This window comes from Burkholderia sp. BCC1972 (genome assembly GCF_905339605.1).
In the GTDB taxonomy this organism is placed as follows: domain Bacteria; phylum Pseudomonadota; class Gammaproteobacteria; order Burkholderiales; family Burkholderiaceae; genus Burkholderia.
Window position 1 is genome coordinate 44,225 of sequence record NZ_CAJPGH010000012.1, and the last position, 16,270, is coordinate 60,494.

The 16,270-nt window shown below is 65.2% G+C and carries 15 protein-coding genes; 11 read left to right on the top strand and 4 right to left on the bottom strand.

From position 1 onward, the window contains the following. Positions 1-28: 28 nt before the first annotated feature. From ltrA to U5798_RS18435, 4 genes are all read right to left on the bottom strand, one after another. On the bottom strand, positions 29-1,741 hold the full coding sequence (ltrA, locus tag U5798_RS18420; protein ID WP_322082817.1) for a group II intron reverse transcriptase/maturase: 1,713 nt from the start codon (positions 1,739-1,741) through the stop codon (positions 29-31). Between the two features lie 1,136 nt (positions 1,742-2,877). Continuing rightward, on the bottom strand, positions 2,878-3,894 hold the full coding sequence (gene ilvC, locus U5798_RS18425) for a ketol-acid reductoisomerase (RefSeq protein ID WP_322082818.1): 1,017 nt from the start codon (positions 3,892-3,894) through the stop codon (positions 2,878-2,880). 104 nt (positions 3,895-3,998) lie between these two features. Continuing rightward, positions 3,999-4,490: an acetolactate synthase small subunit gene (ilvN, locus tag U5798_RS18430; RefSeq protein ID WP_006398781.1), complete on the bottom strand. Its 492-nt coding sequence runs from the start codon at positions 4,488-4,490 to the stop codon at positions 3,999-4,001. Between the two features lie 112 nt (positions 4,491-4,602). Beyond that, on the bottom strand, positions 4,603-6,366 hold the full coding sequence (locus U5798_RS18435; protein ID WP_124453053.1) for an acetolactate synthase 3 catalytic subunit: 1,764 nt from the start codon (positions 6,364-6,366) through the stop codon (positions 4,603-4,605). 355 nt (positions 6,367-6,721) lie between these two features. Between U5798_RS18435 and U5798_RS18440 the strand changes: the two genes are divergently transcribed. The 11 genes from U5798_RS18440 to U5798_RS18490 all read left to right on the top strand — a co-directional run bounded on the left by U5798_RS18440 (position 6,722) and on the right by U5798_RS18490 (position 16,226). Beyond that, positions 6,722-7,285: an RNA polymerase sigma factor gene (locus tag U5798_RS18440; protein WP_034190792.1), complete on the top strand. Its 564-nt coding sequence runs from the start codon at positions 6,722-6,724 to the stop codon at positions 7,283-7,285. Beyond that, positions 7,282-7,707: a DUF3619 family protein gene (locus U5798_RS18445; protein WP_124453052.1), complete on the top strand. Its 426-nt coding sequence runs from the start codon at positions 7,282-7,284 to the stop codon at positions 7,705-7,707. Before U5798_RS18440 ends, U5798_RS18445 begins: the two co-directional genes overlap by 4 nt. 26 nt (positions 7,708-7,733) lie before the next feature. Next, positions 7,734-8,495, top strand: a complete 762-nt coding sequence (locus tag U5798_RS18450; RefSeq protein ID WP_124453050.1) for a DUF3106 domain-containing protein — start codon at positions 7,734-7,736, stop codon at positions 8,493-8,495. A 6-nt stretch (positions 8,496-8,501) separates the two neighbouring features. After that, a complete protein-coding gene (locus U5798_RS18455) occupies positions 8,502-9,008 on the top strand; it encodes an RDD family protein (RefSeq protein ID WP_322082819.1) in 507 nt (168 codons plus the stop codon). A gap of 225 nt (positions 9,009-9,233) precedes the next feature. After that, complete coding sequence (locus U5798_RS18460; protein WP_124453045.1) at positions 9,234-10,172, top strand: UDP-2,3-diacylglucosamine diphosphatase; 939 nt, start codon at positions 9,234-9,236, stop codon at positions 10,170-10,172. 29 nt (positions 10,173-10,201) lie between these two features. Then, positions 10,202-11,236 carry a glycosyltransferase family 1 protein gene (locus U5798_RS18465; RefSeq protein WP_322082820.1) on the top strand — a complete coding sequence of 345 codons (1,035 nt, stop codon included), beginning with the start codon at positions 10,202-10,204 and terminating at the stop codon, positions 11,234-11,236. Then, positions 11,233-11,769, top strand: coding sequence for a diacylglycerol kinase (locus U5798_RS18470; protein ID WP_085042043.1), 537 nt, complete (start codon positions 11,233-11,235; stop codon positions 11,767-11,769). Before U5798_RS18465 ends, U5798_RS18470 begins: the two co-directional genes overlap by 4 nt. A 215-nt stretch (positions 11,770-11,984) precedes the next feature. Next, the gene (locus U5798_RS18475) at positions 11,985-12,743 is read left to right on the top strand and encodes a TetR/AcrR family transcriptional regulator (protein ID WP_021161119.1); all 759 of its coding nucleotides are present in this window, start codon (positions 11,985-11,987) and stop codon (positions 12,741-12,743) included. Continuing rightward, on the top strand, positions 12,740-13,321 hold the full coding sequence (locus U5798_RS18480) for a TIGR00730 family Rossman fold protein (RefSeq protein ID WP_124453039.1): 582 nt from the start codon (positions 12,740-12,742) through the stop codon (positions 13,319-13,321). The genes U5798_RS18475 and U5798_RS18480 overlap by 4 nt, the downstream gene beginning before the upstream one ends. A 22-nt stretch (positions 13,322-13,343) precedes the next feature. Beyond that, positions 13,344-14,105: an SDR family oxidoreductase gene (locus U5798_RS18485; RefSeq protein ID WP_322082821.1), complete on the top strand. Its 762-nt coding sequence runs from the start codon at positions 13,344-13,346 to the stop codon at positions 14,103-14,105. Between the two features lie 228 nt (positions 14,106-14,333). Beyond that, positions 14,334-16,226: a glycosyl transferase gene (locus U5798_RS18490; protein ID WP_322082822.1), complete on the top strand. Its 1,893-nt coding sequence runs from the start codon at positions 14,334-14,336 to the stop codon at positions 16,224-16,226. Positions 16,227-16,270: the final 44 nt, after the last annotated feature.

Below are 16,270 nucleotides of genomic sequence, written 5' to 3' on the forward strand. Positions count from 1 at the left end.
CCGCATACGGCTCGAGCCTACATGTAAATCAAAGTCCGACCTGGGGTCGGACCGGCTTAGTTACCGCAATTTTACCGGCGTGCACCTGCCGGTGGCAGTCGGGGTGAAGCAAGACCCGGTTGGACAGAGCATCGGTTCCGCCATGCATCCGGTATTCCAGATGGTGGTCGTGCCAACCCGTCTCGTCCGACAGGGCACAGCCGCAGTGCGCACACAACCCGCCCTGCGACATGTACAGGCTCGCCCATTGTTTTCGGTAGCGCATGGTGTCTCCCATCCGCTCCTGCCGCAATTGCTCGCCGTATTGCTCCCACTCCAGATCAAAGGGGTTGTAGCCGCCCTTGATCTTCTTGTGCCGTTTGATTTCCGTACCACTGAGGTGGTACAGCTCATTCAGCCCCTGACTGCCGTCTTCGCGCACCGCTCGGACAGCGAATACCCAGTGTCGAGTTCCGACCGTGTGGAAATATTTCTTTCTCACCCACTCGGCCCTCTTCTTCGGGTGCCGCCTCCTCGCCCACCGCCAGAGCCTCTGAAAGACCAAAGACTCCATGCGGCTGTACGCCTGCTTCGCCACCACGGGGCGGTGGTACTGCGCCCACCCTCGTAGCATCGGGCTCAGCAATCGAATCAAGTCCGACTGCTTTGCCGCCTTGTTGCCGCTGATCGTCTCCGCAACCTTGCGATAGAACGTCTGCACGTTCTTCTTGCTCGGTTTGATGAGTAGCGTTCCCGAGTACTTCCGGAAATTCCACCCAAGGAAATCGAAGCCTTCGTCAATGTGCACGATGCGCGTCTTCTCCTCGGAAAGTTGCAGTCCTCGCTGCGCAAGGAATGCCTCCACCCAAGGCTTAACTTCGCTGGCCAGCATCTCTTGAGAGTCGCCGGTGATCACGAAGTCGTCCGCGTATCGCACCGCATTCACCTTCAACTTCTTGGCCTTCGCGATCCCGAATCTCGCACGCAAGTGCTCGATCAGTTCACGCTCCAACCCGTTCAGCGTCACGTTGGCCAGCGTTGGGGAAATGATGCCTCCCTGTGGCGTACCGGCCTCGGTTGCCTGTAGCTGCCCCTTGTAAATCAGGCCAGCCTTCAACCACTTGCGGAGGATCTCCTTGTCCATCGGGACATGGTTCACCAGCCAGTCATGGTTGATGTAGTCGAAGCAGCCCTTGATGTCCGCCTCCAAGACCCATTGGGCCGAAGCCTTCTGAGACAGCGAGACAAACAACTGCGACATAGCGTCGGCCGTCGAGCGATGAATCCGGAACCCATATGAGTTCGGGTCGCTCGTCGATTCCGACACCGGCTCCAAAGCCAACAAGTACAGGGCTTGCATCGCCCTGTCCCGCATGGTCGGTATGCCCAGGGGGCGTAACTTTCCATTGGCCTTGGGGATAAAGACTCTCCGTAATGGCAGAGGCTTGTATCCGCGCCGCTTCAACTTGCCGACAGCTTCCCATCGGCTCTCAGGCGTGTCCCACAGTTCGCGATCGACTCCAGCCGTTCGCGCACCTTGGTTCTGCGTAACACGTCGTACCGCATACAGCTTCGCGGACAACGTGCGGGTCAGCATCCTTTGCAGGGCTTTCACCCTGCGCCAGTCACCTTCCCGCGTCGCCTTCGCAATTCGAATCTGCATCCCTCTCACGTTCCGTTCCACTCGACGCCAATCTACGGCGTACCAGTGGTCCGGCGCGTGGGAAAACGCAGATCCATCCTTTCGGACGGATACTTTCATGCTGCTCTCCTACCTTGGGGTGATCAGCCCTCCAGTAGGGACACAGCTGCCCCAGTGGGGCAGATATGCCCCACTGGGGAACCACTCTCGTTCTAGGTATGGGCACGTGCGTCCATACTTCGAACTGGTACTTGCAAGCGGACACATGTGCCCGCGTTGCTCCAAGTCAAAAGGTCAGTCAGCCGTCTTGCGACGGTAGACCAGACGGAAGTCTGCCCGCTTTCGCGTGAGGTAATGTTTCAACCTCTATCCGAGCCATTACAGCCCGACATTCGCTTTTTCCGTCCTCCCATACCCGCACCGCTAACAGCGTCCCTCACGGTTCGCCTGCCAACCCTAAAGCGTTGGCAGCGATACGGGCTTACCGCGTTCCCGGCATGTCACACGACCGATTTAGGTTCTGCCTCTCCCCCGACGGTCTAACGACGACGTAACCCGAGCTTTGAGCGGGTTATCCGACCGCACACCTTTTGGTTCATGCCTGACAGCAGCTTAGGCACTTCGCCTACTTACGAGGTTTATCAGCAGTTCACTTACGTTAACCATGTCGGCCAGCCTTGCTCCTTGACCCCATCGCTGCTAGGAGTCTCCACACACGTACCTCACGGCCCGTGCATGCCCGAAAGTTCCGGGGGCTACGTTGTTGGAAGAGCTTCACACCCCACCGTTACCAGTGACGCATGTCTTCCTAGGCGACCGTTGGTCGCACAACGGGTTTCCTCCCTCACCAATGTTCCGGCGAAGTAAAACAATGACACACCGAGCATTCGCTCGACTAAGATCGCGTCCCCGCATCCGGAAGCTACGGGGAATTTGCAAACACCAACCCGCTTTGTTAGCGGAGTTGAAGCCGCTAACTTGGCGGGACCTGACGGTAATCAGGCCAATGCAATGCGATGGACGGTCAGTTTCAACCGCCCCTCGCCACCGGTAGGTTCCAGCGTACTGCTGCCAGTTCCCACCTCTCACAAAGGGTGACCAGAGGTCACCAATAGGTCGGCTCATCGCCGACAGTCGTTGCGACTCGCGTCGCACCAAAGCCCGTAGGATAGCAAAAGCCGCCCGGGGCACTGCTGCCTTCGGACGGCTTTTTGATACCGACCCTCCACTCGAAGGGCCGGAACAGCACGCGGTGCTTAGTTCTTCGTCTGGTCGACGAGCTTGTTCTTCGCGATCCACGGCATCATCGCACGCAGCTTCGCACCGACCTGTTCGATCTGGTGCTCGGCCGTCAGGCGACGGCGCGACTGCAGCGTCGGTGCGCCTGCCTTGTTCTCGAGAATGAAGCTCTTCGCGTACTCGCCCGTCTGGATGTCGGTCAGGCACTGCTTCATCGCCTTCTTCGTCTCTTCCGTGACGACGCGCGGGCCCGTCACGTACTCGCCGTATTCGGCGTTGTTCGAGATCGAGTAGTTCATGTTCGCGATGCCGCCTTCGTAGATCAGGTCGACGATCAGCTTCAGTTCGTGCAGGCACTCGAAGTACGCCATTTCCGGCGCGTAGCCTGCTTCGACCAGCGTCTCGAAGCCGGCCTTGATCAGCTCGACGGTACCGCCGCACAGCACGACCTGCTCGCCGAACAGGTCGGTTTCGGTCTCTTCACGGAAGTTCGTCTCGATGATGCCGGCACGGCCGCCGCCGTTCGCTGCCGCGTACGACAGCGCGATGTCGCGTGCCGCGCCCGACTTGTTCTGCGCAACCGCGATCAGGTGCGGCACGCCGCCACCTTGCGAGTACGTGCCGCGCACGGTGTGGCCCGGTGCCTTCGGCGCGATCATGATCACGTCGAGGTCGGCGCGCGGGATCACCTGGCCGTAGTGGACGTTGAAGCCGTGCGCGAATGCCAGCGCCGCACCTTGCTTGATGTTCGCGTGCACTTCCTTCGCGTACACGTCGGCGATCTGCTCGTCCGGCAGCAGCATCATGACGACGTCTGCGCCCTTCACCGCTTCCGCGACTTCCTTGACCGACAGGCCGGCGTTTTCGGCCTTGCTCCACGACGCGCCGTCCTTGCGCAGGCCGACCGTCACGTTCACGCCGCTTTCCTTCAGGTTCAGCGCGTGTGCATGGCCTTGCGAGCCGTAGCCGATGATCGTGACTTGCTTGCCCTTGATGAGGGAGAGGTCGGCGTCTTTGTCGTAGAAAACGTTCATGATGGTTCCTTCGCTAATTCAAAAATTCAACAATTCGTTCGGATGGAGTACTGCGGGCCGGGACATGACGGCGCACCCGGCGTGCCTGTTTGGCAATTTCGGCATCACACCTTCAGGATGCGCTCGCCGCGCCCGATGCCGGAGCTGCCGGTGCGCACGGTCTCCAGGATCGCGCCCGCGTCCAGCCCCTGGATGAATGCGTCGAGCTTGTCGCTCGCGCCCGTCAATTCGATCGTGTAGGTCTTTTCGGTCACGTCGATGATGCGGCCGCGGAAAATGTCCGACATCCGCTTCATTTCTTCGCGCTCCTTGCCCACTGCACGTACCTTGATCAGCATCAGCTCGCGTTCGATGTGTGCACCGTCGGTCAGGTCCACCACTTTCACCACCTCGATCAGGCGGTTCAGATGCTTCGTGATCTGTTCGATCACGTCGTCGGAGCCAATGGAAACGATGGTGAGCCGCGACAGCGATTGGTCTTCGGTCGGCGCCACCGTCAAGGTTTCGATGTTGTAGCCGCGTGCGGAGAACAGGCCGACCACGCGCGACAGCGCGCCCGGTTCGTTCTCCAGCAGGACGGAAATGATGTGTCTCATGTTCGCTTCTTCCAGAATGTGTCCGTGTCGATTCACTCGCGCCGCGCGCCGCCCGGTGCCGCACCGCCTTTCGTGAAGGCGGCCGCATCGGGCTCAAGCGCGCGTCGCGCCGTTACAGGTCTTCCGATCCGAGCAGCATCTCGGTGATGCCCTTGCCGGCCTGTACCATCGGCCAGACGTTTTCGGTCGGATCGGTCTGGAAGTCGAGAAACACGGTGCGGTCCTTCAGGCGCAGCGCTTCCTTCAGCGCCGGCTCCACATCCGAGGTCTTTTCGATCCGCAAGCCCACATGGCCGTACGCTTCGGCGAGCTTCACGAAATCCGGCAGCGCATCCATGTACGAATGCGAATAGCGCTTGCTGTATTCGATCTGCTGCCACTGGCGGACCATGCCGAGATAGCGGTTGTTCAGCGAAATGATCTTCACGGGCGTGTCGTACTGCAGGCAGGTCGACAGTTCCTGGATGCACATCTGGATCGAGCCTTCGCCCGTGATGCACAGCACGTCGTCGTCCGGGTGCGCCATCTTGACGCCCATCGCTGCCGGCAGGCCGAAGCCCATCGTGCCGAGGCCGCCGGAGTTGATCCAGCGACGCGGCTTGTTGAATCGGTAGAACTGCGCAGCCCACATCTGGTGCTGGCCGACGTCCGAGCACACGAACGCATTGCCGTCCGTCAGCTCCCACGCCTTCTCCACCACGTACTGCGGCTTGATGATCTCGCTTTCGCGGTCGTACTTCAGGCAGTCCTTCGAGCGCCAGCCCTCGATGTCCTTCCACCACTGGGCGAGCGCCTCGGTGTCGGGGCCGTGCTCGGCCGTCTGCAGCTGCTCGATCAGCTCCTTCAGCACTTCCTTCACGTCGCCGACGATCGGGATGTCGACCTTCACGCGCTTCGAGATCGACGACGGGTCGATGTCGATGTGGATGATCTTGCGCGGACGCGACGCGAAGTGCGCCGGGTCGCCGATCACGCGGTCGTCGAAGCGGGCACCGATCGCGATCAGCACGTCGCAGTGCTGCATCGCCATGTTCGCTTCGTAGGTGCCGTGCATGCCGAGCATGCCGAGGAATTTCCTGTCCGACGCGCGATAGCCGCCGAGGCCCATCAGCGTGTTTGTGACCGGGTAGCCGAGCAGGTCCGCGAACTGGTTCAGCTCACGCGACGCATCGGCGAGGATGATGCCGCCACCCGTGTAGATGTACGGGCGCTTGGCCGTCAGCAGCAGCGACACGGCCTTGCGGATCTGGCCCGAATGGCCCTTCGTGACGGGGTTGTACGAACGCAGCGACACGCTCTTGACCGGCTCGTACTGGCACGGCGTCTTCGAGATGTCCTTCGGGATGTCGATCAGCACCGGGCCCGGACGGCCGGTACGGGCGATGTAGAACGCCTTCTTGACGGTTTCCGCGAGGTCGCGCACGTCCTTCACGAGGAAGTTGTGCTTCACGCACGGACGCGTGATGCCGACGGTGTCGCATTCCTGGAAAGCATCCTGGCCGATCGCGGCAGTCGGCACCTGGCCGCTGATCACGACCATCGGGATCGAATCCATGTAGGCCGTTGCGATGCCGGTCACCGCGTTGGTGACACCGGGGCCCGACGTCACGAGACAGACGCCAACATTGCCGGTGGAACGCGCATACGCATCGGCTGCGTGCACGGCCGCCTGTTCATGGCGCACCAGCACGTGCTGAATCTTGTCCTGCTTGTACAGCTCGTCGTAGATGTAGAGAACCGAGCCGCCGGGGTAGCCCCAGATGAATTCGACGTTTTCGTCGGCGAGTGCCTTCATCAGCACGGTGCCGCCGATGGAGTCGCTATCGGGAGGGGAAAGGGGTTCCGACGTGGAGAATTCCGCGCTGGGCATGTTCATTTTGACCTTTCGAATTTTCGGCAAAAAATTGATCGGGTGCTCTCTGCCGGGCTTGTGGCTCGGGTTCAAGCGGCGCGTCCAGTTTGAAGGGCGGGCTTCTTGGGCCAGCCTCAAATGAGACCATCACTTCATGTTGCGAATCGCTGACGATAGCGGGTCGCGATTGGGTCGTCAAGCAAAATATCCCGCACCGCATCATGCACGCCGCCCGGCGCCCCACTGCCGCGGCTCGCGCGCAACGTGCAGCGCCCGCCCCGGTGCCAAGCGGCACGAAAATTTGATAGCATCCGCGGGTTTTACGAAATTTTTCGACCTTTTTCACCACGCAGCGGCCCGCAGCGCATACCTTCACGGAATGGCATCAGACAAGGAACTCGCCGACTTTCTGGCGGGCGTCGAAAGGCGCGCGTTCAAGCAGGCCGCGTACGCCGTGCGTGACGACGATGCGTCGCTCGACATCGTGCAGGACGCGATGATCAAGCTCGCCGAAAAGTACGGCGACCGGCCGGCGGCCGAATTGCCGCTGCTTTTTCAACGGATCCTGCAGAATACGGTCCACGACTGGTTTCGTCGGCAGAAAGTCCGCAACACCTGGGTCACGCTCTTCTCGTCGCTGAACAATACCGACGACGAAGACTTCGACCCGCTCGAAACACTCGAATCCGCGGACGACAACGCGGGCGTCGAGAGCAGCGAGCATCGCCTCGAAAGAGAGCAGGTTCTGGCCCTGATCGACGAAGAAATCCAGAAGCTTCCGGCGCGTCAACGGGAAGCGTTCCTGATGCGTTATTGGGAAGATATGGATGTCGCCGAGACTGCCGCCGCAATGGGGTGCTCCGAGGGCAGCGTGAAGACGCACTGCTCGCGGGCCACCCATACACTGGCGCAAGCGCTCAAGGCCAAAGGAATCACGCTATGAGCTCCGCTCCCGCAAATCGAGAATACGAATTCGCGCTGAAGGTGCGCCGCGCGCTTGACGAGCGCACGGCCGCCCTGCCTGCCGCGACCACCGACCGCCTGGCCGTCGCCCGCCGGGCCGCGCTCGCGCGCAAGAAGCCCGAAGCCGCGACCGCGCCGGTGTTCGTGCCGGCCTTCGCCGGCGCGGCCGGCGCCTACGGCACGGCTCCCGCGAGCCGCCCGCAGGCGTCGTTCGCGCGCCGCCTGCTGCGCGCGTGGCCGCTGGCGCTGCTGCTCGCGGGGCTCGTCGGCATCGCCTACTGGGAAGACATGCAGCGCACCGCCGAACTCGCCGACATCGACGCGGCGATGCTCAGCGACGACCTGCCGCTCAACGCGTATCTCGATCACGGGTTCAACGCGTATCTTTCGCGCGCTCACTAACAGACAATAACGAGGGGATCGCACGGGTGAGTCAGAAGCGCGGCCTGGCCGTATTTTTCGGATGCGTGATTGCGATCGCCGTTTCCTACGTCGCCACGTATTCCCGATTCCACCCGGCCCCCGCGACGACCACCGTCGCGGCCGTCAGCCCCGCCGCGCCGGCCTCGGCCGCGACCGGGCTGACCACCGAACTCCCGCCGCTGCCCCTGCCGCTGCCGGCCGCCACCGGCCCGCTGTCGTGGGCGCGCCTCACGCCGGCCCAGCACGCGGCCCTCGCGCCGTTCGCCGATCAATGGGACGGCTTCAGCGACGCCCGCAAGCGAAAATGGCTGAAGATCGCATCGCGTTTCGCGAAGTTGACGCCCGATGACCAGAAACGCCTGCAGGACCGGATGACCGAATGGGCGAAGATGACGCCCGAGCAGCGCCGCGTCGCGCGCGAGAACTACCAGAGCGCGAAGGAGCTGTCCGCGCAGGCGCGCGAGCGCGCGTGGAAGGCCTATCAGCAACTCCCCGAGGAACAGAAGGAACGTCTCGCGGCCGCCGAGCGCCGCCGCAAGCCGAGCGTCGTCAGCGCACCGCCGACCGTCGCCGACCGTGACGTCCGCCGCCTCGTCAATTCGCACGAACATCCGGCAAGCGGCGCGGCCGCCGCACCGGCGCCCGCGTCGGCCGGGGCCGCCGCGCAGCCGGTGCCGGCCTCGTCGACGGCCGGCACCGCATCCGCACCGCCCGCCGTGGCGCCCGTATCGCCCGCCGACGCCCCCTCGCTGTTCAAGGGCTCCTGAGCGGCCGTGGCGAACGCCCGCGCACCCGACACCACAACCACCACGCCGTCCGTGCGGCGGCGTCTCGCCGCGCTGCTCTACGAAGGCGTGCTGCTGTTCGGCGTCGTGTTCTTCGCCGGGCTCGCGTTCAGCCTCGCGACGCAGCAACGCAACGGCCTCGTCCATCACAACCTGCTCGCCGCGTGGATCGCGCTCGTCGTCGGCGCGTACTTCGTGTGGTTCTGGACCCACGGCGGCCAGACGCTGCCGATGAAGACCTGGCGGCTGCGCCTCGAATCGTCGAGCGGCCGGCCGCTGGGCGCCGGCCACGCGCTCGTCCGCTATGCGCTCGGCTGGCTGTGGTTCCTGCCGCCGCTCGCGCTGCATCCGCTCCTCGGCCTGTCGGTGCCCGTCACGCTCGCGCTCACGGCCGCCTGGGTCGTCATCTGGGCCGGCGCTGCCCGGCTGCATGGCGATCGCCAGTTCCCGCACGACCGGATCGCGCGCACACGCGTCGTCGCCCTACCACGCTGACGCGCCGCATTCGCCAGACGAAAACCGCTCGTACCGCCTTCCGTCACCCCGCCCGACGGCCTTGCCGCACAACCGTCGGCCGTTCCGTGCGGCAGGTTACGCAACGCCCGTCGATTCACTGCTAAACACCCTGCAACGGCCGTAATAAGAACGTCTCGTGACTGTCATGGCACAGTCACGCCCGCATGGCGGAATGCCGGTAATGTCAACCGGCGCGAGTCATGCATGGGCCAGAAAACGTCCGCGACCTCCCTGTTCCGTCACCCTATCGGCGCCCGCGCCGCCACCGCCTTCCTGTCCGGCTCGGCTGTCACCGATGGCCTGGCGTCGCAAGAACCGCCTGCCGCGCACACCACGCAGCACGACGACCCCGACCCGTCCACCCATCGGTACCGCACCATCTGGCTGTCCGACATCCACCTCGGCTCGAGCGGCTGCCAGGCGCCGTACCTGCTCGACTTCCTGCGCCACAACGATTCGGAATACCTGTACCTCGTCGGCGACATCATCGACGGCTGGCAGCTGAAGAAGGGCTGGTACTGGCCGCAGGCGCACAACGACGTCGTGCAGAAGATCCTGCGCAAGGCGCGCAAGGGCACGCAGGTCGTCTACATCCCCGGCAACCACGACGAAGGCGCGCGGCAGTTCTGCGATCTCGCGTTCGGCGACATCCAGGTGCGCGGCGAGGCGTTCCACACGACGCTCGCGGGCAAACGTTTGTGGATCGTGCACGGCGACCTGTTCGACGGCGTGATCCAGCATGCGAAATGGCTCGCGTACCTCGGCGACACGCTGTACACGCTGATCCTCGTGCTGAACCGCTGGTTCAACCGGATCCGCAGCCGGCTCGGCTTCCAGTACTGGTCGCTGTCGCAGTACCTGAAGCACCAGGTCAAGAACGCGGTCAACTTCATCTCGCAGTTCGAGACCGTGATGACCGACGAGGCGCGCCGCCGCGGCTGCGACGGCGTCGTGTGCGGCCACATCCACAAGGCCGAGATCCGCGACATCGACGGCGTGCTGTACTGCAACGACGGCGACTGGGTCGAAAGCCTGTCCGCACTCGTCGAAACGATGGAAGGCGAACTGAAGATCGTCTACTGGACGGTGATGCGCACCGCACCGTCGGAGACCGCGTCGCGCAAGGCCAAGGCCACTGCCTGACACAACCCTACTTACAGGACAAAGCCGCGATGAAGATCATGATCGTCACCGACGCGTGGGAACCGCAGGTCAACGGCGTCGTGCGCACGCTGAAGAGCACGTCGCGCGAACTCACCGCGCTCGGCCACCGCGTCGAACTGCTGACGCCGCTGGAATTCCGCACGATACCCTGCCCGACCTACCCCGAGATCCGCCTGTCGATCCTGCCGTACCGCAAGCTGCGCGCGCGGATCGATGCGTTCGCACCCGATGCGCTGCACATCGCGACCGAAGGCCCGCTCGGCCTCGCCGCGCGGCGCTACGCGCGCTCGCGCAAGCTGCCGTACACGACCGCGTACCACACGCGCTTTCCGGAATACGTGCAGGCGCGCTTCGGCATCCCGCTGGCCGCGACCTATCGCTTCCTGCACTGGTTCCACGGCCCGTCGCTCGCGGTGATGGCGCCGACGCCGGTCGTCAAGCAGGACCTCGAGAAATTCGGCTTCACGAACGTCGTGCTGTGGACCCGCGGCGTCGATCTCGACATTTTCCGGCCGATGGAGTCGAAGGTGCTCAACACCGCGCGGCCGATCTTCCTGTACGTGGGGCGCGTCGCGATCGAGAAGAACGTCGAGGCGTTCCTGCGCCTGGACCTGCCCGGCTCGAAGTGGGTCGCGGGCGAAGGCCCCGCGCTCGCGGAGCTGAAGTCGCGCTATCCGGAGGCGAACTATCTCGGCGTGCTGTCACAGGGCGAGCTTGCAAAGGTGTATGCTGCGGCCGACGTGTTCGTGTTCCCGAGTCGCACCGACACGTTCGGCCTCGTGCTGCTCGAAGCCCTCGCCTGCGGCACGCCGGTGGCCGCGTATCCCGTCACGGGCCCGATCGACGTGCTCGGCGAAGGCGACGCGGGCGCGATGCACGAGGACCTGCAGGAAGCCTGCCTCGAAGCGCTGAAGATCGAACGCACGACTGCGCGCGCGTGGGCGGAACGCTTCTCGTGGCGCGCAGCATCCGAGCAGTTCGCGTCGCATCTGAAGCCGCTGCCGAAGACCGCGTACTCGCCAGCAGAAGGTGCCGCCGTTTGAAACGAGACCTGAACGACAAGACCCCGCCCCCTGCCTCCACGCCGCAACGGCACCGCCCGTTCGACGAGGAAGAGCCGCACGCCGAAGCGGACGTGCACGCGCACGAGCCGCTCGGCCCCGACGACCAGTTGTCGCCGCTGCCGCCGAACCCGTACAAGCGCCACCGCGGCATCACGCGCGCGTGGTACGCCCTCAAGCATTCGCTGAACGGCTTTCGCGTCGCGATCCGCGAGGAGAGCGCGTTTCGCCAGGAACTCACGCTCGCCGCGCTGATGCTCCCGATCGGTGCGTTCGCGCCGGTGCCGGCCGCGTCGCGCGCGTTGCTGATCGGCTCGGTACTGCTCGTGCTGATCGTCGAGCTGCTGAACTCGAGCGTCGAGGCCGCGATCGACCGCATCTCGCTCGAGCGCCACGAACTCTCCAAGCGCGCGAAGGATCTCGGCAGCGCGGCCGTGACGGTTGCGCTGTTCGCGTGCGTGACGACGTGGGGCTTCGTGCTCGGCCCGGTCGTCGCACACTGGCTCGGCTTCTAGACGAGTGTCGGGGAGTATCGGGCGGACGCGTCGCGCGCCGCCCGCGTGCGGCGCTGCACCATGCGCCGCGCGGGGCCGCGATCACGAAATGCCCCGGTGGGGCGAAACCCCGGTTTATAATCGTCCGCTAGACATAGAACAGCAACCCGCGCCGGACGAATCACGCAGCATCGATTGCAGCGCCCGCCAGTCCGGCACACACAGGGCCGGACGACATGGAAGCGAAACCTCCCCGCCGCACCCGCGAACGGATTCTCGAGTTGTCGTTGAAACTCTTCAACGAGATCGGCGAGCCGAACGTCACGACCACGACGATCGCCGAGGAAATGGAAATCAGTCCAGGCAACCTGTACTACCATTTCCGCAACAAGGACGACATCATCAACAGCATCTTCGCGCAGTTCGAGCAGCAGATCGAACGGCGGCTGCGCTTCCCTGAAGATCACCGTCCGACGATCGACGAAACCTGGTCGTACCTGCAGTACATGGCCGATTTCATGTGGACCTACCGGTTCCTGTATCGCGACCTCAACGACCTGCTCGCCCGCAACCGCACGCTCGAGACGCACTTCAAGCAGATCATCAGCCACAAGGTGCGCTTCGCGCGCGACATGTGCGAGCTGCTCGTGTCCGACGCGGAAATGGTCGCCACGCCCGCCGAGATCGAAGTCATTGCCACCAACATGGCCGTGATCTCGACCTACTGGCTGTCGTATCAGTACGTGATGCACCCGCGCAAATACAACGACCAGGACGCGATCCGCGAGGAACTGCACCAGGTCAGCATGCACGTGATCTCCGTGATGGCGCCGTACCTGCGCGGCCGTTCGCGCCAGCTGTTCGACGACCTGGTCTCGGGCAAGCTGCCGAAGCGCCAGTTCACCGACTACCTGCCGCCGCGCGACGGCTCGCCGCGCCCCGCCGACAGCCCCGTCGTCACCGGGCAGGCACCCGCCAAGGATTCCAAGCAATGAAGGCAGTCTGCGTTTACTGCGGCTCGTCGCCCGGCGTGCGGCCCGTCTATGCCGACGCCGCGCGCGCATTCGGCCGCGCGCTCGTCGATGCGGGCCTCACGCTCGTCTACGGCGGCGGCCGCGTCGGCCTGATGGGCGTGATCGCCGACGAAGTGATGGCTGCCGGCGGCCATGCGGTCGGTGTGATCCCGGAACTGCTCGTCGACAAGGAAGTCGGCCATACGGGGCTGTCGGAACTGCACGTCGTGCCCGACATGCACCACCGCAAGAAGATGATGGCCGACCTCTCCGACGCGTTCGTCGCGATGCCCGGCGGCGCCGGCACGCTCGAAGAGCTCTTCGAGGTCTACACGTGGGCGCAGCTCGGCTATCACCGCAAGCCCGTCGCGGTCTACAACATCGATTCGTTCTACGATCCGTTGATCGCGCTGCTGCGCCATACGGTCGACGAAGGCTTCATGCGTCCGGCCTATTTCGACGCGCTGTGCGTCGAATCCGAGCCCGTCGCGCTGATCGAGCGGCTGCGCCGCTACCAGCCGCCCGCCCGCGACAAGTGGGCGCCCGACGCCGCGAAGTAATCGTCACCGGAAGCCGCACGCCATGACCGCACCGTCCGATCGCAAGGCCGTCCTCATCACCGGCGCGAGCCGCGGCATCGGCCGCGCGACCGCCGTGCTCGCGGCCGAACGCGGCTGGGACGTCGGCATCAATTACGCACGCGACGCGGCAGCGGCCGAACTCACCGCGCAAGCCGTGCGCGACGCGGGCGGCCGCGCGTGCATCGTCGCGGGCGATGTCGCGAACGAGGCGGACGTCATCGCGATGTTCGACACCGTCATGGCCGCGTTCGGACGCCTCGACGCGCTCGTCAACAACGCCGGCATCGTCGCGCCGTCGATGCCGCTCGCCGACATGCCGGTCGACCGGCTGCGGCGGATGTTCGACACCAACGTGCTCGGTGCGTACCTGTGCGCCCGCGAAGCCGCGCGCCGGCTGTCCATCGACCGTGGCGGCCGCGGCGGCGCGATCGTCAACGTGTCGTCGATCGCGTCGCGGCTCGGTTCGCCGAACGAATACGTCGACTATGCGGGGTCGAAAGGCGCGGTCGACTCGTTGACGATCGGCCTGGCGAAGGAACTCGGCCCGCACGGCGTGCGCGTCAACGCGGTGCGCCCCGGCCTGATCGAGACCGATATTCACGCCAGCGGCGGCCAGCCGGGCCGGGCAGCCCGCCTCGGCGCGCAAACGCCGCTCGGCCGCGCGGGCGAAGCGCAGGAGATCGCCGAAGCGGTCGTCTGGCTGCTCGGCGACGCGGCGTCCTACACGACGGGCGCCCTGCTCGACGTCGGCGGCGGCCGGTAATCTCGCCCGCGCGGCGCGCGCGACGCGCCGCCAGCAGCGATCTGTCGTCACGACACCACAAATCTCCACAATTTCGTGACGGTTTCAGTAAACATCCGTAATAGTTCCGTGCTCTACTAGCGGGCAATCAGACAGGCGTCGTAAACGCTTGGACTTCGCCACCCTGATGTGGCCCTTATCGGTCCTGCCCAAGTCGCGGACCGCTCGACTCGACCCGAGATCTTTTCCATGCCTGGAACCGCAGCGCCCAGCCGGCGACGCACGTCTGTGCCCGCGCCGGCCCAGCTCACCCGTTCGACCGCCGACGCCGACACCGCCGCGAAGCTCGACGCCGCCGGCACGCCCGTCGTGGCGTCGACCGCCGCCCCCCGCACCGTGCGCGACCGCTCGGCCCTGCTCGGCTGGCGGGCGTGGCTGTTCGTCGTCGCGCTGGTCTGCGCGTACACGCTGCCGGGCGTGCTCGGCCACGATCCGTGGAAGCAGGACGAAACCTACACGTTCGGCATCATCCAGCACATGCTCGAGACCGGCGACTTCGTCGTGCCGACCAATGCCGGCCTGCCGTTCATGGAAAAGCCGCCGCTTTACGCATGGGTCGCGACGAGCCTCGCGTGGCTGCTGCAGCGGGTGATGCCGCTGCACGACGCGGCGCGGCTCGCGAGCGCGCTGTTCGCCGCGCTCGCATTCGGCTTCATCGCGCGCGCGGCGCGCGTCGCCAGCCGTGCGGACAGCTGGTTCGACCTGCGCGTGCTCGGCCCCGTCGTGCTCAGCGCGGGCACGCTCGTCGTCATCAAGCACGTGCACGACATGATGACGGACGTCGCGCTGTTCGCCGGCACGGCGATGGGCTTCTGCGGGCTGCTCGAACTCGTGATGCAGCACGTCGCGCGCGCACAGCAGATGCGCCACGGGCTGCCGGTCCGGCCGTCGGGCCGCTGGGCGGCGCCGATCTTCGGCGCGGGCGTCGGCATCGCGCTGATGACGAAAGGGCTGTTCGTGCCGCTCGTGTTCGCGGCCACGCTCGTCTGCACGCTGGTGCTCTACCCGGCCTGCCGCACCCGCTCGTTCGCGCGCGCGCTCGGCGTCGCTGCGCTCGCGTTCGCGCCGTTCGCGCTGATCTGGCCGACCGCACTGTTCCTGCGCTCCGAACCGCTGTTCATGACGTGGTTCTGGAACAACAACGTCGGCCGGTTCTTCGGCTTCTCCGTCCCCGAACTCGGCGCGGAAAACGACAAGCCGTTCTTCATCCTGCGCGCGTTCCTGCTCGTCGGCTTCCCGGTCGCGCCGCTCGCGATCGTCGCCCTCGCGCGCGGCGCATGGCGCGACTGGCGCACGCCGCGCATCGCGCTGCCGGTGCTGTTCGCCGGTATCGGGCTCGTGGTGCTGCAAGTGTCCGCGACGTCGCGCCAGCTCTACATCCTGCCGTTCTTCGCACCGCTCGCGCTGGTCGCCGCGCAGGCGATCGAACGCCTGCCGCGCCGGCTGCATCTCGCGTGGGACTACTTCAGCCGCGTGCTGTTCGGCACAACCGTCGCGCTCGCGTGGGCGATCTGGGCCGTGATGGCCGATCCGGCCGCGTCGCGCGCGGATCTCGCACTGCTCGGCCGCTGGCTGCCGCTCGACTGGACGATGCCGATCCAGCCCGCGCTCGTGATCGGCGCGCTCGCGCTGACCGTCGGCTGGCTGACGCTGCTGCCGAAGCTGCGCACGACGGGCCTGTGGCGCGGCGCGCTGTCGTGGGGCGCCGGCGCACTCGTCGCCTGGGGCCTCGTCTATACACTGCTGCTGCCGTGGCTCGACGTCGCGAAGAGCTATCGCTCGGTGTTCGACGACCTGAACGCGCATCTCGCGCTCGAATGGACCGACGGCGACTGCATGGCGAGCCTGCACGGGCTCGGCGAATCGGAAGCGCCGATGCTGTACTACTTCTCCGGCATCCAGCACACGCCGATCGACGACGCGAAGTCGACGCGCTGCACGTGGATGATCGTCCAGGGCGTGCGCGCCGTCGATCCGGCGCCCGGCAACGAATGGAAACTGTTCTGGACGGGTGCCCGCCCGGGCGACAACGAGGAACTGCTGCGCGTGTACGTGCGTACGCCCGAACAGCACCTGCAGTAACGCGCGACGGCGCGATGCGCCGTCATGCCTGCCTTCATCTTTCG